At 51.3% G+C, this 25,630-nt stretch carries 20 protein-coding genes and 1 riboswitch; of the genes, 11 read left to right on the top strand and 9 right to left on the bottom strand.

Features of this window, described 5'->3' with window-relative positions:
• Window positions 1–13: 13 nt before the first annotated feature.
• The 4 genes from KDM87_RS14795 to KDM87_RS14780 form a co-directional block, all read right to left on the bottom strand.
• On the bottom strand, window positions 14–874 hold the full coding sequence (locus KDM87_RS14795) for a DUF535 family protein (protein WP_230407815.1): 861 nt from the start codon (window positions 872–874) through the stop codon (window positions 14–16).
• Window positions 875–993: 119 nt separating this feature from the next.
• Window positions 994–2,379 carry an efflux transporter outer membrane subunit gene (locus tag KDM87_RS14790; RefSeq protein WP_212679791.1) on the bottom strand — a complete coding sequence of 462 codons (1,386 nt, stop codon included), beginning with the start codon at window positions 2,377–2,379 and terminating at the stop codon, window positions 994–996.
• Window position 2,380: 1 nt separating this feature from the next.
• On the bottom strand, window positions 2,381–5,533 hold the full coding sequence (locus tag KDM87_RS14785; RefSeq protein WP_212679790.1) for an efflux RND transporter permease subunit: 3,153 nt from the start codon (window positions 5,531–5,533) through the stop codon (window positions 2,381–2,383).
• A 15-nt stretch (window positions 5,534–5,548) separates the two neighbouring features.
• Window positions 5,549–6,715, bottom strand: a complete 1,167-nt coding sequence (locus KDM87_RS14780) for an efflux RND transporter periplasmic adaptor subunit (RefSeq protein WP_212679789.1) — start codon at window positions 6,713–6,715, stop codon at window positions 5,549–5,551.
• A gap of 125 nt (window positions 6,716–6,840) precedes the next feature.
• Between KDM87_RS14780 and KDM87_RS14775 the strand changes: the two genes are divergently transcribed.
• From KDM87_RS14775 to KDM87_RS14740, 8 genes are all read left to right on the top strand, one after another.
• Complete coding sequence (locus tag KDM87_RS14775; RefSeq protein WP_212679788.1) at window positions 6,841–7,584, top strand: response regulator; 744 nt, start codon at window positions 6,841–6,843, stop codon at window positions 7,582–7,584.
• A complete protein-coding gene (locus tag KDM87_RS14770; protein WP_212679787.1) occupies window positions 7,581–8,651 on the top strand; it encodes an ATP-binding protein in 1,071 nt (356 codons plus the stop codon). The genes KDM87_RS14775 and KDM87_RS14770 overlap by 4 nt, the downstream gene beginning before the upstream one ends.
• Window positions 8,652–8,755: 104 nt before the next feature.
• Window positions 8,756–8,941, top strand: a riboswitch (FMN riboswitch).
• 101 nt (window positions 8,942–9,042) lie between these two features.
• On the top strand, window positions 9,043–9,771 hold the full coding sequence (gene ribB, locus KDM87_RS14765; protein ID WP_212679786.1) for a 3,4-dihydroxy-2-butanone-4-phosphate synthase: 729 nt from the start codon (window positions 9,043–9,045) through the stop codon (window positions 9,769–9,771).
• A 589-nt stretch (window positions 9,772–10,360) separates the two neighbouring features.
• Window positions 10,361–10,879, top strand: coding sequence for a rhodanese-like domain-containing protein (locus KDM87_RS14760; protein ID WP_212679785.1), 519 nt, complete (start codon window positions 10,361–10,363; stop codon window positions 10,877–10,879).
• A 103-nt stretch (window positions 10,880–10,982) separates the two neighbouring features.
• The gene (gene epsC / locus KDM87_RS14755) at window positions 10,983–11,957 is read left to right on the top strand and encodes a serine O-acetyltransferase EpsC (protein WP_212679784.1); all 975 of its coding nucleotides are present in this window, start codon (window positions 10,983–10,985) and stop codon (window positions 11,955–11,957) included.
• On the top strand, window positions 11,957–12,229 hold the full coding sequence (locus KDM87_RS14750; protein WP_230407802.1) for a helix-turn-helix domain-containing protein: 273 nt from the start codon (window positions 11,957–11,959) through the stop codon (window positions 12,227–12,229). The genes epsC and KDM87_RS14750 overlap by 1 nt, the downstream gene beginning before the upstream one ends.
• A gap of 114 nt (window positions 12,230–12,343) precedes the next feature.
• Window positions 12,344–13,273 (top strand): family 2A encapsulin nanocompartment shell protein, encoded by a 930-nt coding sequence (locus tag KDM87_RS14745; protein WP_212679783.1) that lies wholly within the window; start codon window positions 12,344–12,346, stop codon window positions 13,271–13,273.
• The gene (locus KDM87_RS14740) at window positions 13,248–15,098 is read left to right on the top strand and encodes a family 2A encapsulin nanocompartment cargo protein cysteine desulfurase (protein ID WP_230407801.1); all 1,851 of its coding nucleotides are present in this window, start codon (window positions 13,248–13,250) and stop codon (window positions 15,096–15,098) included. Before KDM87_RS14745 ends, KDM87_RS14740 begins: the two co-directional genes overlap by 26 nt.
• 107 nt (window positions 15,099–15,205) lie before the next feature.
• Here KDM87_RS14740 and KDM87_RS14735 read toward each other — a convergent pair whose 3' ends face one another.
• The 4 genes from KDM87_RS14735 to KDM87_RS14720 all read right to left on the bottom strand — a co-directional run bounded on the left by KDM87_RS14735 (window position 15,206) and on the right by KDM87_RS14720 (window position 21,837).
• Complete coding sequence (locus KDM87_RS14735; RefSeq protein ID WP_212679782.1) at window positions 15,206–16,561, bottom strand: alpha/beta hydrolase family protein; 1,356 nt, start codon at window positions 16,559–16,561, stop codon at window positions 15,206–15,208.
• Between the two features lie 195 nt (window positions 16,562–16,756).
• Window positions 16,757–18,013, bottom strand: a complete 1,257-nt coding sequence (locus KDM87_RS14730) for an OmpP1/FadL family transporter (RefSeq protein WP_212679781.1) — start codon at window positions 18,011–18,013, stop codon at window positions 16,757–16,759.
• A gap of 268 nt (window positions 18,014–18,281) precedes the next feature.
• Window positions 18,282–19,580, bottom strand: coding sequence for an LLM class flavin-dependent oxidoreductase (locus KDM87_RS14725; protein ID WP_212679780.1), 1,299 nt, complete (start codon window positions 19,578–19,580; stop codon window positions 18,282–18,284).
• Between the two features lie 4 nt (window positions 19,581–19,584).
• Window positions 19,585–21,837, bottom strand: a complete 2,253-nt coding sequence (locus KDM87_RS14720) for a TonB-dependent receptor (protein WP_212679779.1) — start codon at window positions 21,835–21,837, stop codon at window positions 19,585–19,587.
• A 284-nt stretch (window positions 21,838–22,121) separates the two neighbouring features.
• Between KDM87_RS14720 and KDM87_RS14715 the strand changes: the two genes are divergently transcribed.
• From KDM87_RS14715 to KDM87_RS14705, 3 genes are all read left to right on the top strand, one after another.
• Window positions 22,122–23,165: a LacI family DNA-binding transcriptional regulator gene (locus KDM87_RS14715; protein ID WP_212679778.1), complete on the top strand. Its 1,044-nt coding sequence runs from the start codon at window positions 22,122–22,124 to the stop codon at window positions 23,163–23,165.
• Between the two features lie 57 nt (window positions 23,166–23,222).
• Complete coding sequence (locus tag KDM87_RS14710) at window positions 23,223–24,167, top strand: aliphatic sulfonate ABC transporter substrate-binding protein (protein WP_212679777.1); 945 nt, start codon at window positions 23,223–23,225, stop codon at window positions 24,165–24,167.
• A gap of 88 nt (window positions 24,168–24,255) precedes the next feature.
• A complete protein-coding gene (locus KDM87_RS14705; protein ID WP_230407800.1) occupies window positions 24,256–25,185 on the top strand; it encodes a peptidylprolyl isomerase in 930 nt (309 codons plus the stop codon).
• A 98-nt stretch (window positions 25,186–25,283) separates the two neighbouring features.
• Here KDM87_RS14705 and KDM87_RS14700 read toward each other — a convergent pair whose 3' ends face one another.
• Window positions 25,284–25,604: a hypothetical protein gene (locus KDM87_RS14700; protein WP_212679776.1), complete on the bottom strand. Its 321-nt coding sequence runs from the start codon at window positions 25,602–25,604 to the stop codon at window positions 25,284–25,286.
• Between the last annotated feature and the right edge of the window lie 26 nt (window positions 25,605–25,630).

The following is a 25,630-nucleotide window of genomic DNA, read 5'->3' as shown; positions in this document are numbered from 1 at the left end:
GGAATTGTACTACTCAGTCAATACTATTTGGCAATACCACCATGGCTGTTTTGCGTAAGCGCGTTAAGTGATGTTTGATGGCCGAAACGATGAATACCATGTTGTCGTGGCGTTTTTTGATTTCCGAACGTTTTTTTGACTGGATCAGTGTCAGATTTGGCGGCACTATTTTTTTGCAAATCAGTTCGTAGTCACCGTCTTTCCGTTTTGACGCACCAATTTCAGACCACAGTGCATCGTAGTCAGACAATACCTTTCCCTGTTTAATCGAGCGACGAACAACACGATGCGTGTTTGCAACCAGACGAAGTGTTTCGCAGTTAAATTGAACTCCCAGTTGTTCGACCAGCTTGATCAGTAAATTTTTAGGACGTATGCCATAGAGATCGCGCGTGCTGCTGCGGATCAACTGCACGGCGTTCTCTTCGCGGGATCCTTGTATGCAGCCAATATAAATATGCATGCATCCATTTTCCCGGAAAAAGGTGAATGCGCATGAGTAAATCAATATCTGATTTTGTGATAATTGCAATACCAGCTCGCCTTCACGTTCCATAGGATCAATCGCGCATAAGTGTATGCCGTAGGTGTTACCCGTTTTTCCAGTGAAGTATGCGAGATCAACTGGCTCTCTGGAGGCTTGCCTGATTATTTCGTGTAAGCCCTGTCCCAGCATAAATGCATAGTGCTGCTGTATGACCTGAACCCGTGCGTCGTGATTCAATAACGTCGAAATATACGGCCGATAGGGCTTGTGAATAAATCGTGATCTGGCTCTGACCAGGTCGCTATAAAAATGATGTGAATTCAATAAATGCAGCCACTGATACGTCAGGTTTGACCGTAAGATAGCTCTTCCATATAGCTTTAGCATTGTACGAAATCGCACTGTGCCACTTAAGCCTGCGAGGCTATCAGCCAAAGTCACGAGCGAGGTTTTAACCGGAACAGATTGATGTTCGCTTGTCTGCATGACGGTATTCAATGTATTCATCATTCGTCCAGTACGCCGCCACCCAGAGATTTATAAAGCACCACTGTATTGCTGGATTGTTGTCTGCGGAGTTCCAGTAAGGCTCGTTGACCCGTGTATAACGTCCGTTGCGCATCCAGTAATTGCAGACGGCTGTCTTGTCCGGCGCTGAATCTGACGCGAGTCAGATTCAGATTTTTTCTGGCACTGTCGGCAAAGCGCTGTTGCGCTTCGATCTGGCTTGCATATGTCGCTTGACCTGCGAGTGCGTCTGCCACCTCACGGAAGGCGGTTTGTATCGCGCGCTCATATTCTGCAATGGCTGACGATTTCCGTATTTCTGCCAACTTTAATTCCGAACGCAGGCGCCCATGCTGAAAGATGGGTTGTGTCATTTGCGGTGCGAATGACCATGTATGTTGATTGCCACCAAAAAGATTGCTCAGCGAGGAGCTGCTGTATCCGATTGACGTTGTCAGCGATATACGGGGGAAAAAAGCTGCTCTGGCATTGCCGATGTCGGCGTTGGCCGCAATCAGATTTTGTTCCGCCTGTAAGATGTCGGGACGCAAGGTCAGCAGGTCGGATGGCAGGCCGGCGGGTATCTGCGGCGGTAAAGCGCTATCGCTGATGCTGTCAGAGTTCGCCTTGTTATGAATCAACTCGCTGCCTGTCAGCAAACGCAATCCATTAAGGGTTTTGCTGAGCTGACGCTGCCGCTCCGATAAATCCGCTTCGGCGCTGGCGACTTGCCCTTCGGCGATAGTCACATCCGCACTACTGACTTGCCCTGCTGCTTTTAAGCTATGTGTGAGTTTCAGCGACGTGCGCCAGTCAGCTAAGGTTTTTTCTGTTAAATCGAGTTGTTGCCTTGCCAGAAGATTCTCATAATAAGCATCTGCCACAGCACCGATCAGTGATATTTTCGCGGAACGTTGCCCTTGTTCGCTGGCCAGATATCTCGCGAATGCTGCATCGCTTAATGATTTCACGCGGCCAAAAAAATCCAGCTCGAAAGCAGTCATTGTTAAGCCTGCCGAATGCTGAGTGTTGATGGATGCCGCTGTACTGTCTGTCATCGCGGTACGCTGGCGGACACTTCCGGCAGTGGCATCAACTGTTGGCAAACGAGCGCTATTCTGTATCTGAAATTGTGCACGCACAGCTTTTACGTTCAGACTTGCGATGCGCAGATCACGATTGTTTTCCAACGCGAGTTGGATCAGATATTGCAACTGCGGGTCTGTAAAGACGCGACGCCAACCGGTTTCAGCGATGCTCTTGCCTTGCATTTGCGCTTGTGTTGAGTAGATACCCGGTATCGGTGCGGCCGGCCTGTCCAGATCCGGTGCCAGCGAGCAGGCGGACAGCACCAGAATCAATGCAGAGAAAATGATGTACTTCATATTAGCTTTCAATCACCGGAGCAGAACTGGCAGTTTTGTCAGCATCTGTTTTTTTATGGAATCGTTTTGCTATTCTTTGTGCCGTACTCAGTACAACCACAAAGAAAACGGGTGTGAAGAAGATTGCCAGTACCGTCGCACTGATCATGCCGCCGAGTACGCCGGTACTGATTGCGTGTTGAGTCTCTGCACTCGCACCAGTCGCAATAACGAGTGGGAACACCCCCAGCCCGAATGCCAGTGATGTCATCAGAATCGGACGTAAGCGTAATCTCGCCGCTTGCAACGCTGCATCAGACAGACTCATGCCTTGCCCGACCAGTTGCTTCGCGAATTCAACAATCAGAATCGCATTTTTGGCAGATAAACCAATGATCGTGATCAGACCGACTTTAAAGAAAACATCGTTTGATAAATCGCGCAGAAAGACGGCGAGGATGGCACCAATCAGACCGAGTGGAACAACCAGCATGACCGACAATGGAATCGACCAGCTTTCATACAAAGCGGCCAGTACAAGAAAAACGACCAGCATGGAGAGTGCCATCAGCATCGGTGCCTGCGATGCCGACTGACGTTCCTGCAAGGATTGGCCAACCCACTCAAGCGCAAAGCCGGGGGGCAATTGCGCCGCAAGGCGTTCCATTTCATTCATCGCATCACCGCTGGAGACTCCGGGGGCAGCGCTGCCTGAAATCCGTGCCGATGGATAGCCCTGAAAGCGTACTAACTGCAGGGCAGCTTTACCCCAGACTGGCGTAACGAGTTCTGTGAGTGGCACGACCTGTCCAGTGCTGCTGCGTACATGCAGTTTCAAGACATCATCAATCTGCATCCGTGATTTCGCGTCAGCCTGAACAATCACTTGCTGAACACGTCCAGCGTTCACGAAGTCATTCACATAAGCGGAGCCCATTGCCGTCGACAGCGTGTCACTGATGCTGGTAAACGATACGCCCAGTGTTTCGGCTTTCTTGCGGTTGACATCAAGCCTGACGTTGCTACCCGGTTGCAGTCCATCGGGATAGACTGCTGTCACTAATTTGCTTTGTGAGGCCAGCCTCAACAAGGTATTTTGCGCATCACGTAAAGCGTCTTCGCCTTTGCTTGAATGATCCTGCAGGCGTAGTGTAAAGCCGGAAGATGTGCCGAGTTCATCAATCGCTGGTGGCATCAGACTGAAGACCGTACCTTCAGTGACACCAGACATCGCAAGCTGCGCCCGGCTGACTTCGTCTGCTGCTGTCGCGCCATTCCGTTGTGACCAGTCTTTCAACATCGTAAAGGCCATTGCTGTATTCGTTCCGGCACCGGAGAAACTGAACCCGAGGATGGTCTGATTCGCATCGATTCCCGGACGGGATGCGACATGTTTTTCAAACACCTTCACCACATCCAGCGTGCGCTCTGTTGTTGCATCCGAAGGCAGCTGAAACGAGGTCATGAAATATCCCTGATCTTCTTCCGGTAAAAATGAGCTGGGAAGCAGACCAAATGAAAACACCAGTGCAACAACGATGGCGGCAAACATCAGCATGGTTCTGCCGCTTCGTTTCAGCAGGGTGACGACCCATGCTGAATATCCGCTGGTCATGCGCTCGAACTGGTGGTTAAACCAGCCAAAGAAACCTGTACTCGCATGGGCATCAGCGTTAATTGGTTTCAAAATGGTCGCGCACAGCGCAGGTGTCAGTGTCAGCGCCAGAAATGCAGAGAACAGAATCGAGACCACCATCGACATTGAAAACTGCCGGTAGATCGCGCCGACAGAGCCACTGGCGAGTGCCATAGGAATGAATACGGCGGTCAGCACCAGCGTAATGCCGACGACTGCTCCGCTGATTTCCTTCATCGCTTTGGAAGTGGCTTCTTTAGGTGATAAGCCTTCCGTTGCCATTAATCGCTCAACGTTTTCAACCACGACAATCGCATCATCCACAATGATGCCGATGGCCAGTACCATGCCGAACATCGTCAGCACGTTAACGGAGAAGCCAATCAACAGCATCAGCGCAAATGTGCCTAGTAATGCGATCGGGGCGACGATTGCCGGGATCAATGTGTAGCGCACTTTTTGCAGGAATAAATACATCACCAGAAACACCAGCGCCATGGCTTCAAGCAAGGTTTTAATCACTTTTTCGATTGATATTTCAACGAATGGTGCGGTATCAAATGGAATCGAGTAACTGATTGCTGCTGGCATCGATTTTTGCAGTTCCGCCATTCTTGCGCGCACCGCTTTAGCGGTTTTGACCGCGTTTGCTCCCGGCGAAAGCTGAACAGCTGCAGCCGTTGCCACCTTACCGTTTTCACGATTAGAGAAGCCATACGATTGCGCTCCGAGTTCAACTTTGGCGACATCTGCAATCGTGACTTTGCTGCCGTCGGCGTTAGCGCGCAAAACGATAGCGCCAAATTGGGCTGGCGTTTCTAACTGACCGCGTGCTTCCAGCGGAAAGGTGACGCGCTGGCCAGTCATTGCCGGTGAACTTCCGATGGCTCCCGGAGCAATCTGAATGTTTTGTTGTGCAACTGCCGTTGTCACATCACTCATGGATAAATTATAAGCTTGCAGCCTGGCCGGATCGACCCATATCCGCATCGCTTTTTCTGCGCCGAATAACTGCACTTTGCCGACGCCCCCAATCCGGCGTAATTCCTCCACGATGTTACGGGCGAAATAGTCGCTCAGATCGGCCTCGCTGAGGCTGTCCTCTTTGGAGCTCAGCCCCACGATCATCAGGAATCCTGCTGAGGCCGACTCCACACCGAGCCCGTTCTGACGTACCACTTGCGGTAAGCGAGGTTCTACCGTTTTGATCCGGTTTTGCACATCGACCTGCGCCATTGCCGGATCTGTGCCGGGTTTAAACGTGATGCTGATCTGTGCACTGCCAGAACTATCCGCAGTGGACTCGAAATAAAGCAGGTTTTTAACACCTGAGAGTTCGCGTTCAATCACGCTGACAACGGCATCGTTCAGTGTTTTTGGTGTCGCACCCGGATAGCTGGCGCTGATACTGACGCTGGGTGGTGCAATCGATGGAAAGCGCGCGATCGGCAACTGCGGAATCGCAATGATTCCGGCCAGAGCGATGAAGATGGCAATGACCCAGGCGAAAATCGGGCGATGAATAAAAAATTGCGGCATGATCATTCCCGGGGATTATTTCGAACGTGCAGAAGATGCTGGTGTCGCTGGTATCGCTTTCCAGGGCTGCGCATTGACTTCGCTTCCCGGTTGCAAACGCTCCAGCCCCTCAACGACGACAAGCTGGCCAGCACTGACACCATTGGTGACGACATAGTCAGCACCAATGACGGCACCAAGTTCAACCGGTTTCTGCGTAACTTTTTTGTTGGCTTCAATGATCCACAGATAGGGCTTTCCTGCACTATCACGCTGGACAGCCTGCTGCGGAACGATGACTGAAGGGGTAGCAGTTCCCTGCGGGATGCGGGCACGCACATACATTCCGGGTAACAACAGGCGTTCACGGTTGTCTACTTCAATACGCATCACGATCTCACCGCTGCTTGCGTCAACATTCACACCGGAGAACAACAGTGTGCCTTTGACTGGGTAAGGATGGCCTTCCGCGTCCAGTACCTGAACCTGGATTTCCTTTGCGCCGTTGTTCTGATCACTTCCAGGCAGATCACGCATGGATCTTAATTTTGATGCCGGCTTTCTGGCGTCAACATAGACGCGATCAATCTGCTGGATTTTTGCCATGGGATTGACATCGCTGGCCGTGACCAATCCGCCTTCAGTCAGCAATTCCTGACCAATACGTCCGGAAATAGGCGCTTTGATGCTGGCATAGTCAAGATCGAGGTGGCGTCGTGCGAGGGTGGCCTTCGCTTGCGCAAGCTCGGCGGCTGCCTGCGCCGTTGCGGATTGCGCATCGTCCAATACTTGACGGCTGACCGCATCACTTTCTGCCATTTGCTGCAGTCGCTTGCTTTGCAGTGCGGCGCGCTCAAAAACGGCTTCTGATCGTTTGAGGGCAGCGGCGGCGATATCCAATTCTGCCTTCAGTGGTGCTGCATCAATTTGAAATAATGCTTGTCCGGCACGTACCTCAGCACCTTGCTGAAACAGACGTTTCAGAACGATGCCACCTACTTGCGGGCGAATTTCTGCGGTGCGATAGGCAACCACACGGCCCTCCAGCTCATCATGTAAAACGACATTGGATGATTGAATTTTCATTGCCGCCACAATGGCGGGCGGGGTTGCCACTTCGGGTGTTGATTTGTCGCATGCGGCGAGATTCATAGCGGCAAGTGTCGCTATCATTAATCGCTGTTTAACAAACGTTTGCTTCATGGTGATGTACCTTTTTGGAATATCCAGATTCAGACTGGTCATCTGTAAGCTTAATAAAACAGCGTGGGGTTTTCGTGGTGAATTTATGGAGTTATGATGGAGACCGATATTTTTTCTGAACACCTATGAACCATCCTGCTGTTAATTTCGTCGGTACAAATAAACCAGAATCTGGTGGTGCCTTAGTTCTCATTGCGGAAGATGAACCGGAAATTGTCGAAATCATCAAGGCTTATCTACACCGGGATGGCATGCGTACCGCTCATGCAAAAGATGGACGAGCTGCATTAGAGTTGCATCTTGCGATCAAGCCGGATCTGGTTTTACTGGATGTCAAAATGCCCCATGTTGACGGTTGGCAGGTATTGTCCGAGTTGCGGCGAAGAGGGAATACCCCAGTGATCATGTTGACGTCACATGATCAGGATATTGATAAGCTGATTGCATTGCGTGTTGGTGCCGATGATTATGTCGTTAAACCGTTTAATCCGGCAGAGGTTGCGGCGCGGGCGTTGGCGGTTCTGCGGCGCACAGGTAGTAATGGCGTAGCGGAGCGTGGGCTGTTGCGCTGTGGACCAATCGAAGTCAATCTGGAATCGCATCAGGCGCACGTACTGAGAAACGATGCAGCGCTTCCACTGTCTCTTACGCTGACCGAATTCCGTTTGCTGGCACACATGGCGCGCACACCGGCGCGGGTGCATAGTCGCGCGGAATTACTGGTCAGCTGCCTACCAGAAGGTGACAGCCTGGAGCGTACCGTTGATAGCCATATCAGCAAATTGCGTAAAAAATTAGAAGCTGCAGATGTGCCGCATTTGCTGGTCAGCCTGCGCGGCGTCGGCTATTGCCTGAAGAGTCCATCGTGAGCGCCGAATCGGATTTCAGCAGACAAATCATTCGCTGGACATCGGCAGTTGTACTGAGCATCATCGCCATTGTGTTAATCAGCACCTATGTGTTTTATGCCTTACTGATTCAATGGGTTCCCAGTTTGTTTACCGACGTCGATCCGATGTCACTGCCAACATGGCCGGAATGGATTTATATGGCGACGATCACTGTTGTCGGCCTTGTGTTTGGCATCGCTGCGGCAAGAAAACTGGCCAGACGCATCTTGATCCCGCTTAACTCCATTGCCGAAAGTGTCAAACGTATTGCCGATGGCGATTTATCTGCCCGCGCAGTGGCAGGCGATCGTACCTTGGGCGAAACCGCTGCCCTGGTTGATGGCTTTAATTCTATGGCAGAACGCTTGCAAAGTACCGCACATGAATTAACGACCTGGAATGCTGCGATTGCGCATGAATTAAGAACGCCTCTGACGATTTTGCGCGGACGCTTGCAGGGCATGGCGGACGGCGTGTTTCCGCCAGAGGAAGTGCAGTTTCGTAATCTCTTGAATCAGGTCGATGGGCTTACCCGTCTGGTCGAAGATTTACGCGTTCTCAGTCTGGCCGATGGCGCTTATCTGAGCCTGAGATTGGAACACGTGGACATTGCCTCCGAAGTCAGTCAGGTGCTGGAACTCATGGCACCGTCATTGACTGCCGCCGGATTTTATCTTGATATGAAGGTAGAAAGTACCATCATCGTCTGTGACCCGTCACGCCTACGGCAAGTGATCGTCGCTCTGCTTGAAAATGCACGTCGCTACGCATCTCCAGGAAAGTTGCTGATTGAATCCAGACTGTCGCAAAATGCATTTCATCTGACAGTGACGGATGAAGGGCCGGGAATCCCTGAGCATCTGATCCCTTTTATCTTCGAAGCCTTTCAGCGTGGTGATGATTCGCGGTCGCGCGAAAGCGGCGGTAGCGGTTTGGGTCTGGCGGTGGTGCGTGCGATTGCACAGGCACATAAGGGGCAAGTCAGTTATGCTCAACACGCCGATGGCGGCTCTGTATTTCAGATCACTTTGCCGAGAGTACATTGACGTGATGCTGCTTTTCGGGCTTCACCATCATCATTCATTCCTGAACTGAAAACACCGGCAGAGTATTTTGCGTATAATTGGTTCGCCGACGATGTCGGCAGGTCGTACGTCTTCAGGGCGGGGTGTAATTCCCCACCGGCGGTAAAATTTGCCAGATATTTTTGGTAAATCAAGCCCGCGAGCGCTTGCAGTGAATGATCATCGTCGTTGTACTGATGGTTTTTGCAAGGTCAGCAGATCTGGTGTGATTCCAGAGCCGACGGTGATAGTCCGGATGAGAGAAGATACGCCTGATATCAGTGCTCGCGCCAGCTCGTGAGCGCTGGCTTTGGGCTATTCAAAAATCCCCTGGAACGTCTTTTGCACATTTTTTTTGCGGAGCGTTTCAATTATGTTGAGTAACACAAGCAGCCTTACTGCAGTACCCGGTTCAATTACTGCATCATCTTCATCAGTCGTAGCGACTACACAAGCATCCCAGAGTTTTGTTTATTCCGACAGTCCTTTTACCGAGCGTTTACAGCGGGCTCTGGCCGACCTTCGGAATGGACGACCAGTTTTATTGATGGACGATTTTGATCGTGAAAATGAAGCCGATCTGATCATCGCAGCGGAAAAAATTACCACCGAGAGCATGGCCAGACTAATTCGTGATTGCAGCGGTATCGTGTGTCTGTGCCTGACCGACGAGCGCTTGCAGCAGCTGGATTTGCCTCCGATGGTGGCTGCAAATGGTAGTCGTTTTGGTACGGCATTTACGGTCACGATAGAAGCCACGCACGGTGTGACTACGGGCGTTTCTGCTACGGATCGGGTCACAACGATCAAGGCTGCGATCGCAGAAGGTGCGATACCCGGCGATCTGGCGCGGCCAGGGCATGTTTTTCCTTTGCGGGCAGTGCCTGGCGGAGTATTACAGCGGCGTGGTCATACTGAGGGCTCCGTGGATCTGGTGCGTCTGGCTGGAATGCAGCCGGCAGCGGTATTATGCGAACTGATGAATCCGGATGGCAGCATGTCACGTGGTCAGGATATTCTGAATTACGCAGCGGCACATGATCTTGTGATTCTGAGTATTGATGAACTGGCACAGCACATAAATGGTTTACAAACCAGATGAGTCATCGGATTTTTCCGACGAGATGATGAATTCTTTGTAGTGTATGTTCTGTTGATATAACAAAGGACGGGAGGTTTGCGTAATGGGTGATCAGCACAGTTATCGGCACCGATCTATCGTCACCATATTGTGTGCATCCCTTTTGCTGTGTGTATCGTTTGCAGCATTCGCCGCGCCCGCATCCTGGTATAAGTGGAAAAGCAAAATCAAAGATGCAGAGGTCTGTTCGCAGACTTCACCGGGTGATGGGTGGGAACGCACTGCAGGTCCTTATCGCGATGGGCGATGTGAAAAACTCAAAAATGAATGAGTATTTTTTTCTGTTTGTCTGAATAAACTGAACAAGTAAACCATCTGAAACAACAAAGCCTCCGCCAGTCATCTGCGGGGGCTTTTTTATGTCTTCGCGTTCCATGTATAACCATGTTCGCGGATTGGTGTCACCAGCACGCTGACCGTGCCGAAGAAATCGTTAATCGTTTTTTGTATAAATAATCGCGTTTTAATTCGTTTTCCACTCTTAGGGATTTCGCTACAGTTTTGTCATAACGATGTTCGATAAACACATCAATTGCTTTGAAAGATATGTATGACAGATTCTACGATCACCCCCAACGATGCTTTTTCTTCCGCCAGTTCCGCTTCTGATAACAGCGGCGCCGATGTCGCTAGTCTGCTTTCCCATGCAAAAGAAGATGCCCGTCAACAGCAACTGCCTTTCGCCGGCAGTCTGACGCCGGTTGACGCTTGGCGTCTGGTGCAACTGGGTGCCGCCACCCTCGTTGATGTTCGTACAAATGAGGAGCGTAAGTTTGTTGGTCATGTTCCCGGTAGCCAGCATGTCGCCTGGGCGACAGGCACCGCAATGACCCGTAATCCGCGTTTCGCGAAGGAATTCGAAAGCAAACTCAAAGATAAAGCGGCTGTATTTTTGTTGTTATGTCGTAGCGGTAAGCGTTCGGCGGCAGCGGCTGAAGCACTGACCACGGCCGGATTTGTGAACGTCTTCAATATCACTGAGGGGTTTGAAGGCGAGATCAACGAGATTCAGCAACGTGGGCAGCTTGGTGGCTGGCGTTCGTATTCCTTACCCTGGGTTCAGGATTAAGCGCATATCAGCGACCACACAAAATTTGCTGGTACTGCGGTCATTGACTTCTTTCATCGGCAAGCTGAATCAAAACTGAATCACAACTGAACTGATCAGAGTTATGACTAACAATAAAGCCAATAATCAAGCCCATGCACCTGCAATACAGCGAGCGTCATTATTTGGTATCGAGCAGGTCGTCAGTGAACTGGCCTCTGTGCGTCAGACCTGGCGCAGCCGCCAGGTGCGCCCATCGGAGCCGGGTGGGCGTGAATTGCCATCGCGGGATGCGCTGACAAAGATACTCGAGGATTTGCGCGGAGCGCTGTTTCCCATGCGTCTTGGTCCGCCGGAATTGCGTCAGGAAAGTGAAGATTTTTACGTTGGGCATACCCTTGATTCGGTGCTGCATTCATTGCTGACGCAGGTGCGGCTGGAACTGAGTTACGCATCGCGCTATAACAACCACCATGAGCTGCATACTGAAGATCGGGCAGTGTCTATCGTGCGCACTTTCTCACGTTCTTTGCCGCAGATACGCACCCTGCTCGACAGCGATGTGATTGCCGCTTATCAGGGCGATCCTGCCGCCCGCAGTGTCGATGAAGTTTTACTCTGCTACCCCGGCGTGCTGGCCATGATTTATCACAGGGTTGCACACCAGTTGTATTTGCTGGGTGTGCCTTTACTGGCACGTATCGTTGCAGAAATTGCCCACAGTCAGACTGGCATTGATATTCATCCCGGTGCGCAGATTGGTCCCGGTTTTTTCATCGATCACGGTACTGGTGTGGTGATCGGTGAGACGGCCGTAATCGGGCAGCGCGTGCGTATTTATCAGGCAGTGACGCTCGGTGCAAAACGTTTTCCCGCGGATAAAGAAGGTAATTTACAAAAGGGTTTGCCGCGTCATCCGATTGTTGAAGACGATGTTGTTATTTACGCGGGAGCGACCGTCTTAGGGCGGATTACTTTAGGGCGTGGCGCGACCATCGGTGGCAACGTCTGGGTCACGACTGATGTGGCACCCGGTAGTCATGTCAGTCAGGCGAGTTTGCGCCATGAAAAGAATCTCGCAACGACCGATCCGGAGTGATGATGAAAGAGCTTTGCCATTGCTTTGGTATTGCTGTTCGTCAGGCACGTGACGCACGTCAGTGGTCGCAGGAAGTGCTGGCGGAAAAGGCAAATCTGAACCGCTCGTATATCGGTGAGATTGAGCGCGGAAAAGTAATTCCGTCACTGGTGACGATGGAAAAACTGGCGCAGGCATTAGGCTTTCGTATGTCAGAACTGCTGGCACGCTGCGAGGATGTGCGTCACGCGCAAGTAATGCAAAAAATGTCCTTGATGGCGATAGCATGTTGAACGCGGGCGATGGGCATCAGACACTGTCTTAACAGATGAATTGCTATTTTTGTTGTTAATTCTTGTTGTTATTTTTTTGTAGTCCGATAAATCCACTTACTCATGGAGTGACCTATGTCTGATGTACCTTCGCCGAATTTTGCACTGGGCGATAATGCTGCCCGACAGTTAGCCAATGCAACTAAAACCGTTCCGCAGTTATCGACCATTTCTCCGCGCTGGCTGGTGCATCTGCTGCAATGGCTGCCGGTTGAAGCCGGCATTTACCGGCTCAACAAGGTAAAAAATCCTAAGGATGTGCGCGTTGCCTGTTCTCAACGCGACGAATCCGAATTACCGCAGACTTTTGTGGATTACGAAGAGCAACCGCGCGAATATTTCCTGAATGCAGTCGCTACCGTTTTGGATGTACATACCCGTATCTCCGATCTGTATAGCAGCCCGCACGATCAGATTAAAGAGCAATTACGTCTGACCGTAGAAACAATCAAGGAGCGTCAGGAAAGCGAGCTGATTAATAACCCTGATTATGGTCTGCTGGCGAATGTGCATGAGGATCAACGCATCTCGACGCTGACTGGCGCACCGACACCGGACGATCTGGACGATCTGCTGACCAAAGTATGGAAAGAGCCAGGCTTTTTCCTCGCGCATCCGTTGGCGATTGCGGCGTTTGGCCGCGAATGCACACGTCGCGGTGTTCCTCCACCGACAGTCAGTCTGTTTGGCTCACAATTCCTGACATGGCGCGGCGTTCCTCTGGTTCCATCTGACAAATTACCGATTGAAGATGGCAAAACAAAAATCATTTTGCTGCGCGTTGGTGAAAAACGGCAGGGGGTGGTTGGTCTGTTCCAGCCCGGGCTGGCTGGTGAGCAGAGCCCAGGTCTGTCAGTGCGTTTTATGGGTATCAACCGTAATGCGATTGCTTCTTATCTGATTTCTCTTTACTGCTCACTGGCAGTGTTGACAGATGATGCCCTGGCTGTGTTGGATGATGTGGAGATCGGTAAATATCATGACTATCCTGACACCTACAAATAATCATCAGGTGTCTGCGGATGGTGTGCCGGATGAGGCATTACTGAATCGCATGGCATCTGAATTCTTCGCGCTGGTGCCGGGTGTGGCTCAGGCGGCTGCACAATTCCTGCCGGGATTGTCGCACCTGAACGAGCCGCATCCAGTGCCGGTGTCTCCTGCTGGGAACGTGCCTGTCATTGAGCCGCAAAGCAGTTCGTCGGCGCATGTAGCACCAGTCGCGGAGCCGGGCATCGCGCAGGGTGTACCCGCGATCTATGCAGCGGCCTTGCCGCACAACGGTGGCAGCAGCATAGCTCCATCCCGGCCTCAGGCTGGTGGGGCAGGTTCTCCATATTATTTTTTAAGCGGAGAACATGCTTATCCGTCCGTAGATGCGGGTCTGGATAGTCTGGCGGCGCAGGCGACCGGTAGTGATCAGGTCAGCGCCCGCGCTTTCGGCTTACCAGGACAGGATCAGTTGCAACGTTTGTTAGGAGAGTTGTATCCGGCAAAAGCGGTAACAGCCACACCGGCAAATGAATTGTCGGCCACGTATTATTTTCAGCAAGGCGAACAAAATTACTGGGATGCTGCTCCCCGCGCTGCGAATCCTGCTTTGGCCGCACCATTTGATATCCATGCCGTACGGCGCGATTTTCCGATATTGGCGGAGCGTGTGAATGGCAAACAACTGGTCTGGTTTGATAATGCCGCGACGACGCACAAGCCGCAATCGGTGATCGACAGACTCAGCTATTTCTATGCACACGAGAATTCCAATATTCATCGTGCCGCACACGAACTGGCAGCGCGGGCAACCGATGCTTACGAAGGTGCGCGCAATACCGTGGCACGTTTTCTGGGTGCGGCGTCGCCAGAGGAAATTATCTTCGTACGCGGTGCGACAGAAGCGATTAATCTGGTCGCGAATACTTTCGGTAAAAAGTTTATCGGTGCCGGTGATGAAATCATCGTGTCGCAACTTGAGCATCATGCCAACATCGTTCCATGGCAACAGCTGGCGGCAGAAAAGGGCGCCGTGATACGGGTGATTCCGGTGGATGACAGTGGTCAGATTCTGCTGGATGAGTATCGCAAACTGCTCAACAGCAAGACTCGCCTGGTCGCTGTCACGCAGGTGTCGAATGCACTCGGCACCATCACTCCGGTGCAGGAAATCATTGCACTCGCGCATAGTGCCGGAGCCCGCGTATTGGTGGATGGTGCGCAGGCGGTATCGCATCTGCGTGTCAATGTACAGGCGCTGGATGCCGACTTCTATGTGTTTTCCGGACACAAAGTATTCGGTCCCACCGGTATCGGTGTCGTCTATGGTAAAAAAGCTTTACTGGAGCAATTACCACCGTGGCAGGGCGGCGGCAATATGATTGCGGATGTGACCTTTGAACGCACCCAATATCAGCCTGCGCCAGCGCGTTTTGAGGCTGGTACCGGCAATATTGCCGATGCCGTCTGTCTGGGCGCTGCGATCGACTATGTGGAACGTATCGGTCTTGAAAAAATTGCTTTGTACGAACATGCTTTGCTTGAGTATGCAACCCATGGCTTGAAAAGCATACCTGGCGTACGCCTGATAGGCACGGCTCACGCGAAGGCGAGTGTTGCATCGTTTGTCCTTGCCGGCTACAAGACGGAAGAGGTCGGGCACGCGCTGAATCAGGAAGGCATTGCGGTACGTTCAGGGCACCATTGCGCACAACCGATATTGCGTCGCTTTGGTGTTGAGGCAACCGTGCGTCCTTCGTTTGCGTTTTACAATACCTGCGATGAAATAGACCGCCTGATCGCGGTAGTCAAACGCTTGTCGGCAACCCGCCGGAGCTGAGCGAATAGGACTGAATGCCGTTGACAAATCAGTGTCGCGGTATCAGTCAATTTAGATTGCCGCTGTGAAAAAGCCGTATCCCGGTGTCATTCAGGGATACGGCTTTTTTATTTCGTTTTTTGCGATGTTGCCGCTGGCAGATATTCCAGTTTCAATCCAACCGCGGTGCGGGCCGGAAAGCCTTTCCAATACGTATGGTCAGGTTTTTTGTTACCACTTTCATCAGTGCTCCACTTACCGTCTTTGGCATTTTCGGTCAGCGTGAGAAAAGCATCCATGCTGTCATCATGTTTCAGATATTTTCCGAGAAACGCAGTGACAAAATGCTGGGAGATATTGTTCATCCGGGTGTTATCCCACACTGCATCGATATAACTCTCAGCTGGAATGCGTTTCAGTGTCGGCACCGCCTGCCATGATTCCTTTGGGGCAGGAATAGGTGCGCCTGCACTGTGATTGGCATTTTCAAACGTCAGCAGATAGCGCCCTGTATTGATGCTGGATTCAAACAGATTACGCACGCCGGGCGAATAACCGGAGACATCATCAGCACTGCCTGCAATATAAAAGAGCGGCGTTTTGATGGCGGCCAGCGCTTGCGTATCCCATAAGCCTGCATTCCAGCCCCAGGGAGCAAATGCGACTGCCGCTTTAATCCGCTTGTCAATCGATGCCAGATACTGCGGATCATTTGCCGCACGACTCTGCAGCGCTCCATTAGGCACGGTTGGCGCACTGACGCTTTTCGCGCTGACGCCAGCACCCACACTGTTGAGTACACCGTAACCACCCATGGAATAGCCAATCAACGCGGTGTTACCGGCATCAATGATTCCTGTTAATTTCCCGGTTTTATCCTGTTCGTTTAACAGCGCCATCTGATTTAATACGAATAACTGATCGGGAGAGCGATTTAATAAAGTACTGGAAAAATTTTTAAACTCGTGAAACGTGCTGTCGGTATGGTCGATGGCTACCACGACATAACCTTTGCTAGCGAGGTTTTCTGTCAGGTGACTCAGCAGAAAGCGGTTTCCCGGATAACCATGAGAGACGATCACTAACGGAAATGCACCTGCATTTTTTTCGGCTGCGGCATCACGTACCGCTTTTCCTGTCAATGTCACCTCTGTTTTTCCATCACGTAAAAACGTACGGAATGTTGTCGCCGATGGAGAATGATCCGCTGCGACTGCCGGATACCAGATTTCCAGTGTCAACGGCCGGCTATAGCGAGGAACAGGCTCACCTGGTTTCGCATTCAGAATATCCAGTTGCCCCGGATTGCTGACCTGTAGTGTCGTCACGCCGACAGGATAGCGGCCATACGCAGCCAGTTCCGGTGCATCCGGACGTATCTGGTCAATTCTGTTGTCGATGGCGAAAGCTGTGTTGATCTGGGTAAGGCAAACCGATGCGGCAATCCCGGAAAGGGCAATGCAGATGTATTTTTTGAATGTCATATTTCTGGCAGTAAGCAACAATGCGTTTACTCGACATGCCCTGACTCAGGCGGAGTAAAAAGATGTTAACGTTAAGTAATTCGTGATGTGGTAAATCGTCGGTAGTAACAATACATGCAGCCATCCTTGTGAGCAGCTATTCAGGATGGCTTCATGCGCTGAAGCAGCGATCTCAGCCCGTAACCTCAGATATGGTCAGAATTTCCAGCCGTAAGCGACACCGGCTATATTTTCGCTAAGAGAGACATTGGCATTGCCAGCACCAAAAGATGCGGGGATGGAATTACTGCCATTGACGGTCTTTTTGAAGCCATGCGTAAATGAAAAACTCAACTCGCCGCCATTCGCCACTTTGTATGTGGCGCCCAGCGTCAGATGATCCTGCACCACTCCCGGTGCGAGAATGTTGAAAAAAGTTTCGCTGGCGGGAACAGGCTGGCCACCGTGGTTATAGCCAACACGCAGGGTCAGACCCTTGCTGTAATCATAGACGGCTCCCAGTTTGACGACAGTGATGTCGCGCCAGCCAAAGCCTGCCCCTTTCTCTGAGCCCAGTGCATTTCCAGCAAATAAATTGGCTAAAGGATTGGCGATGGCGCTGATATCGCCATACTTGATTTTTTGCAGATCGGCGGCCAGTGTTAATTGCGGATGTACTTTGTATGCCAGACCAATACCGTAATTTCCCGGAATATCAAAACCGCCGCCTTGCGCGAACAAGCCACGGTATTTTTCAAAATTACCTGTTTTGACTTTCGATGCCCAGGTCGCACCCAGTGTCAGCTCGGGTGTGATCTGTCCGCTCCAGCCCAGACGCAGTCCCCAGCCAGTTGCGCTGTCATTGCCATTGTCGGTCAGGTTTTTACTGTCGATAGAGGCCGACGAAAAAGCACTGATTCCCTTCGCTGAAAAGCGTTGATAAGCAAAATTGATAGTTGCACCAAACGCATGCTGCTCATTGACTTTGTAAGCCAGTGACGGCGAGATAAACAACTGTTCCAGATTAACGCCAGCGCTGCCTTTACTGCCAAATCCGGCGTAAGGATTTTTACCATAATCGGTATTCATGCCGCCATTGCCATAAGCCGCAATACCAACACTGACATCCTGATTCAACTGTCTGGTGTAGCCCAATTCGGGTAACCAGAAATTCTTTTTATCATTTCCGTCGTAGCTACCATTGACTCCGGGAACACCGTTTCCGGTGATGTCGGTGCTGCGGTTGGGACTAAACCAGCTGAGACCGCCGTCAATACGGTTTCCTGTCCATGCAATGCCGGCAGGATTACTTGCTGCTGCCAGACTATCTTGTGGCAACGCGATGCCCGCGCCGCCAGTGGCTTGAGTTCTGACACCGTAGCCATGAGAAAAATAGCCATCGGTAGCGAAGGCCGTGGACGCCGTCAGCAGACTCAATGCCAATACGTTGAATTGTAATTTTGCGTGTTTCATAAAAGTCTCATTAGAGATGGAGTCGGCAGATTTCAGTCTGACCAGGCTCCTGGTTGCATGCGGTTTGATGTTCAAATGAGATTTAATCTTCGAAAGGAAAAGCGAGGAACTAATATTTTTTAATTTGCATATATGATTCAGCGTCGGCTAATTTCTCCGATGGCTTCGTCACCAGTAAAACTGAGCAGCGCAATTTTCAGAAGAAAAAATGCGACAAAAATATCCAGCATCTTTGTCGCATAAAAAATACAAGACGTATTGAACTCAGTTATTTCGCATACCGGTTTTTCGGAAAATTCAGACCAAGGTGTTCGCGTAAAGTGGTTCCGGCATAACTGGTACGGAATAAGCCGCGTCTTTGTAATTCGGGAACAACCAACTCTGTGAAATCTTCAAGACCGCCGGGCAGATATGGCGACATGATGTTGAATCCATCTGCGGCACCATTTTCAAACCAGAGTTGTATCTGGTCAGCGATGTGTTCCGGTGTGCCTATCAGTGTGAAGTGACCGCGCCCGCCAGCGATGCGCAAATACAGTTCACGTATCGTCAGATTTTCACCCTGAGCCAGCTGCGTCAATAATTTCTGGCGGCTTTGCTGACCGTTATCTGTGAGCGGCAATTCCGGCAAGGGTTCATCGACAGAATAAGGTGTCAGGTCGAAATTACCTATCATTCTTCCCAGCAGGGCGATGCCATCTTTCGGTGTGACCAGATATTGCAGCAGCTGAAATTTCTGTTGTGCTTCTTCCTGTGTTTTTGCAACGACAGGAAACAGCCCGGGCATGATTTTCAAGTCATCGCGATGACGTCCGGCTTTTTCCACTCGTGCTTTCAGATCCTGATAAAAGGCTTGCGCTGAGGCGAGCGTGGGATGTGCAGTGAAAACCACGTCGGCAGTTTCAGCGGCCAGATTCTTTCCGGTTTCCGAGCCACCTGCCTGCACAGTAATCGGCTTTCCCTGCGGGCTGCGGCTGACGTTGAGCGGCCCTGCGACAGAAAAGTGTTTGCCGCGATGCTGCAAGGTATGCAGTTTTTGCGGATCAAACTGGATAGCATTTTGTTTATCGTTCAGAATCGCATCGTCTTCCCAGCTATCCCACAAACCTTGTACTACCTGATGAAATTCCTTTGCACGTTCATAGCGCTCTGCATGTCCTACATGTTCTGTGCGGCCAAAATTAGCTGCTTCGGCGGCATTATCCGAGGTCACCAGATTCCAGCCAGCCCGCCCCCTGGAAATTCTGTCCAGCGAGGCGAACTTGCGGGCGACATGATAGGGCTCATTGTATGTTGTAGTGGCGGTGCCTATCAGTCCTATGCGATCGGTGACGGCGGCAATCGCAGAGAGCAAGGTCAATGGCTCCAGCCCACCGACGCCGCTGGTCAGCGCAACGCTATCAGCGAAAAAGACGGCGTCAAAGCAAGCACGTTCCGCAGTTTTTGCCAGATGCTGGTACAGCCTGAGCGGGTCTGCGCCGGTATCGGCCTGCGGATGCCGCCAGGCGGCAACATGATGCCCGTTATGAAGTAAAAATGCGCCGAGTTTCAGTTCGCGTTTTGTCATGATTTCAGAAATCCTTTCTGGCCGTGATGCCGAAATAGCGTTGATCGTCGCGGGGGACTGCACGGGTGACGTAGCCGCTGCTGTTGACCAGATTCGTCGCGTAACTCTTATCGCTCAGATTTTTTCCTATCAACGCAATGCGCCAGCCATTGTCGGATGAAGATAAGGCGATGCTCGCATTAATCAAACCGACGCTCCCCTGTATCGTGTTAACCGACTGGAATAAATCAAACTGCACTTTGCTTTGCCAGCTGTAGTCAGCAGACAGCTCCAGATGCAAGCCATTGGCCAGTGGAATGCCATAGCTGACACGACTGAAGCTTTTCCATTTCGGTGAGAACGGTAAGGTCTGACCATTCAGTGTGCAGGAAGCTGCGGCTGCCGCAGGGCAGTTGAACTGATCAATTCTGGCATCGATATAAGCCAGCGATGTGCTCAGATTTAAACGGGTAACAGGGCGTGCTTCAACATCAATTTCCACGCCACGCGTCGATACTTCGCCCGCATTGATCAGGCGGGTGACGACTGCACCGGCGACGGTGTCATAAAAATTCGCCTGATAGTTTTTATAGTTGGTTTGAAATGCGGCCAGATTTACACTCAATTTTTTATCGAAACCGATGGCCTTGATGCCAATTTCATAGGAGTCGGATGTTTCCGGTTTCAGCGCGAGTGTGTCGCGATTGAGCATGTTAAAGAATACATTGTAAGCCGGGCCTTTGTAGCCACGCGACACGGTCGCGTACGTGCTGATGTCTTTGCTCAGATCATATTGCAAGCCTGTGCGTCCTGACCATGCACTTTCGGATGTTGATCCGGCATTGCTGGTGGCCGGTTGTACGCCGGCAAATGCTGTTGCCTGCGTTGAGGTGCGGGCATGGTTGTAAGAAAGTTCGTCACGTGTCCAGCGCGCACCAGCGATTGCTTTCAATCCGTCGCTGATCAGGTAGTTGCCTTCGCCGAACAGGGAATAGCTATCGCTCGTCACACTATACGGTGCAAAGCCGGAATTGATCGACGTTGCTGACGTTGTGACGATACGTTGATAAGTTTCCTCATCTTTGCCATGCAGATAATAAGCACCGAGGACGTAATCGACGACGCTGTCTTTAGGTGAGGCCAGCCGTAATTCCTGTGAAAACTGGCGGTAATGCAGCGTGCCGATATCACGCGTCGCCGGAAAAGCAGCGCTGATACGACTGATATCTGCACTGTTGCCGATGGCCGATGTGGTCGTGTGCTGTTCATTGTCCCACTGGCGTGCTGCGGTGATGGAGGTGAGGGTGTAACCTTGGTTGCGCCAATCAATCTGTGCGGAAACTCCTTTGTTGAAATCGCTGATGTCGCTTGGAATATCGGTGCGGATCTGACGGTTTTCTGTACTCGCGATCACTGGTGCAATCGCTTGTGAAAATGGTGCGCTGGTAGATTTGTAGGCGACGAATGTCGGTGAACTGTTGGAGCGCAGATAGTCGGCAACCAGCGTGATATCAAGGTCGCTGTTCGGCGTTACCAGCACTTTCGCACGTAAGCCCTGACGTTCGAATCCATTCACCTTATTCCCATTGGCGACGTTATCGACGTTACCGTCATATTTCGTGTCCAGCGCAGTTAGCGAGGCGCGTACTGTTTCCGGTACCAGCGTGCCGGAAATACCTGCCCGCAAGCGCCTTTCATTGCCTTCAAAATACGAGGCATCAATGAAACCGGCAGTGTCTTTACCAGGTTTGCGGCTGACGACATTGAGCACACCCGAAGACGCATTTTTGCCAAACAAGGTGCCTTGCGGGCCACGCAATATTTCGATGCGATCGATGTCGAGTAAGTCCAGCGTGGCCTGCCCCGGGCGAGCAAAGACGACACCATCCACGACGGTGGAAACAGTCGGTTCAACGCCGGGTGATGTAGAAATCGTGCCTATCCCGCGGACGAAGATAGTGCTGTCTTTATTGCCGCCTTGCTGACGGAAATTCACACTCGGTAATTCTGCGGCAATACTGTCGATGCTGTTGCGATTCGCTTGTTCAAGCAGGTCGCCGTTGAGTACCGATACAGCAATAGGCACCGAACGTAAACTCGCTTCTCTGCGTGTAGCTGTCACTGTGACAGATGGCAGACCCGCCTGATCATCACTTGCCGGAGGTGCCGCATTTTCAGCAGCAGCGGTGCTGATAGAAATTGCGGCAACGCTCAGCAAGCTGCCTAGTTGCTGAGCACGGCGCCGCTGCAATAATTTGTTTTTTGTATTGATCTTCATGGTAGTCCTTTAATCCCTCAATCTTTGTAAATGCCATTCTGCAAAGCGTTGCTGCGTTGATGGTCTGCGTGCACACCCTTTTCGTTTGTGATGACAGTAGTCTTGCTATGCAACGGCCTCTTAGTTGAATCGGTAATAAGCAACGAAGGAAATGCGACTTCGCTGCTGCCATCGGTGCTGTTAGAATTTGTATGGTACCGATACCATTTTTAGTTTCTTTGATGGCGATATCCAAGTCAAAGAATTAAAACAAGCATCTAAATGTCTTTTGAGAATATGCAGAAATGACGCAGGAAAACGGAACCCGAAAACGACGTGGCTCAGGCCGCGCGACCATACACGATGTTGCTAAAGCCGCTGGCGTCGGCTCAATTACCGTGTCGCGCTATTTCAAGCAACCCGACATGGTGTCGGAAGCCTTGCGAGCGCGTATCCGCACTGCAGTCAGCGCTTTGAACTACGTGCCGAATCTGGTCGCCGGAGGATTAGCTTCTACCCACGGGCGAATTATCGGCATGGTGATACCAAATATTTCCGGCCCAATTTTTGCCAATACCATACAGAGTTTCAGTGATGTGCTGACGGCGCATGGCTATCAGCTGTTGCTGGCATCGAGCTATTTTTCTGAAGCACAGGAAGAAAGTGCAGTACGTACTTTTCTCGGATGGTCGCCAGCGGCGCTGGCGGTCACCAGTCAGTATCACAGCAAGGCAACCGGGCAATTGCTGGCGTCAGCCAATATCCCCGTAGTTGAAACCTGGGATTACGCACCGCGGCGCAAACATATACAAGTCGGTTTTTCTCATGCAGAAGTAGGGCGTCAGGCTGCACGCTATTTGCTGGGCAAAGGATATCGCCGGATTGCGTTCGTACAAAACAGCGTGGCGAGCGATGAAAGTGCAATCGACCGGCGCGATGGATACGCTGAAGTAATGCGCGAACATGGCTTGAAACCCTGGATGTTTATACCAACCGCCGCTACACCATTTGAGGCTGGAAAGCAGGCAATGGAAGCTCTGGCATTACGTCAGCGCGGTGCGGCAGAAGCGATTATTTTTGCGAACGATAATCTGGCGGCATCGGCGATTCTTGCCGGGCAGCGTGCAGGTATACGCATGCCGGAACAATGTGCGATTGTTGGTTTTGGTGACTATGCCATGTCCTCGATGTTGTTGCCGAGTCTGACGACGATACGGCCACCGGCGAAAGAAATTGGTGAGATTGCCGCCCTCAGAATTCTGGAAAGTCTGGGCGAAATTCCTTTACCCGGGCGTTTGCAAAGATTGAATTTGCTGGCTTGTGAATTAGTGGAACGCGAAAGCGCCTGAGCAATAAGCTTACAACTGTGTGGCACAAGCCAGTGTCAAAACTGAGAAAGAGACATCATGAAAAAATTAGTTAAGCTGAGTCTGTTTTTATACAGCCTGCTCCTCGCCGTTAATACCGCTGTCGCGGACGATAAAGTGATAGGTATCGGCTTTCAGAAGGGTAGCGGTTTGCTGTCTGTGCTGAAAGCGCAGGGAACATTGGAAAAATCCCTGAGTGCGCAGCAGCTCAAGGTGAAATGGATAGAGTTTCCAGCCGGGCCGCAATTGCTGGAGGCTTTACATGCGGGGAATGTGGATTTTGGTCTGACTGGTGCCCCACCGCCGATTTTTGCACAAGCGGCCGGGGTCGATTTGCTCTATGTCGGTGCTGAACCAGCGTCACCATCTGCGGAAGCGATAGTGGTCGCAAAGGATTCTCCGTTAAAAACGGTGGCTCAGCTAAGAGGAAAAAAAGTCGCCTTTCAAAAAGGCTCCAGTTCAAATTTGCTGGTGTTAGCCGCACTGCGCAAAGCGGGCCTGAGCATGCAGGATATTCAGCCCGTCTATCTTACACCGGCAGATGCGAGAGCGGCGTTTGTGAGTGGCAGTATTGATGCGTGGGTCATCTGGGATCCGTATCTGGCAGCGGTTCAGCACAGTTTGCCAGTCCGCGTGCTGGCTGATCATCAAGGCTTGTTGCCGGCGAATAGTTTTTATGAAGCCTCCCGCCACCTTGTTGAAAAATCGCCTGCTGCGCTGAATATCATTCTGAATCAGTTGGCGCAGACCGGTGCGTGGGCGCGAGCGAATCCACAATTATTGGCCGGTATCATCGCACCGCAATTAGGGTTGCCACCCGCCGTTATCGAAGTCTGGCAGGCGCGCAGTCGCTATGGTGTTGTGCCTGTCAGTGCAGATATTGCTGCGCGTCAGCAGGAAATCGCTGATCTGTTTTATCAAAATAAACTCATTCCCAAACCTGTCAATATCCGCCAGCAGGTGTGGCTGTGGAATCCAAAATAGTCTTGTGTGTTTTTGTATTTCTTTTATATTTTTTGTATTAACATCAGGCGGGTTTAGTCATTTTTTTAATCTCTTCCGGAGCCTGTCTATGTCTTCTCGCCGTACTGTTGTTGCTTCCCGTGTTCTTACCGGAACCATGCTCGCCGCGCTGAGCCTTACAATTCCGGCGCTGGCCAAAGATGTGGCGATGAAAACGGCCAAGACCATGCCCGAATTGATCAAGGCGTCTTCACCTGCAGACTGGCGGCCACTGAATCCGGAAAACACTTTGTATCTGGAATTGGATAAAGGTCGTGTCGTGATTGAGCTGGCACCGGATTTCGCCCCGCAACATGCGGCGAATATCAAGACGTTGATACGCGAAGGCTATTTCGATGGTTTAGCGATAGTGCGTTCACAGGAAAATTATGTCGTGCAATGGGCGGATCCGGATGAAAAGCGCGAACTGAAGACCGCGAAAAAAAATCTGGAGCCGGAATTTACAGTGCCTTATTCTGCTCAGTTGCCATTTACCCGCTTGCCGGATGCGGATGGTTATGCGCCGCAGGTGGGGCACGCAAATGGCTTTGCTGCGGGCAGAGATCCTAAGACAGGCAGAGCGTGGCTGGCGCATTGTTACGCCAGTGTCGGCGTTGCCCGTGGCAATGAAGCAAACAGCGGTAGCGGCACATCTTTGTACGTGGTGACCGGCCATGCACCGCGTCAGCTGGACAGGAATATCACGCTGGTCGGGCGTGTCATGCAGGGCATGGAATTGCTGACGACACTGCCACGCGGCACAGGGGCACTGGGCTTTTATGAAAAGCCGGAACAACGTACACCTATCGTTGCGATGAAAGTTGCTGCTGATGTGCCGGAAGCGGAACGCAGCAAGCTGGAAATTATTCGTACTGAATCTGCGACGTTTAAAGCCATCGTGGCAGCACAGAGAAATCGTGGTGGCGAATGGTATAAAGTCCCGGCTGCTTATATAGATTTATGCAATGTGCCTTTACCGGTGCGGCAGCAAAAAAACTGAATGTTTCCTTGTTGCTGAGCTGTTGCTGTAACGGGATGACAAATAAAAAAAGCACATTGAATGTGCTTTTTTTATTAGAGGAAAAATTCACTCTGACATTACTGAATTTTTTCTGTCTTATTTTCTGTCACCGCACCCGCCGGTTTTCTGAGTGCGTCCAGACCTGGCGGGTTGGCATTGAACCAAAGCCATCCTGTATCGATGGCATGATGTCTGAGGCTCCATTGATTGAAACTGGCGCGCACAAATATCACCGATAACAGGCAGATCGCCAGCACGCTGATCATGCCAGATGCGTACAACAGGACTTTCCAGACTGGTACGTCAGGTGCCGCACTTTGTGCAAACATCAGGATGATGCCACCTGATGCGATCAGGCAAATCAGGGATTTACTCAGGGTGGATTGCAAGCGCAGCATGTTGAATCTCCTTATGCTAGTTGAAC

Source organism: Cognatundibacterium rivi (assembly GCF_018139565.1).
Taxonomy (GTDB): Bacteria; Pseudomonadota; Gammaproteobacteria; order Burkholderiales; family Burkholderiaceae_D; genus Undibacterium; species Undibacterium rivi.
The sequence above is the reverse complement of the archived record's forward strand: the minus strand, read 5'-3'. Positions and strand labels throughout refer to the sequence as shown.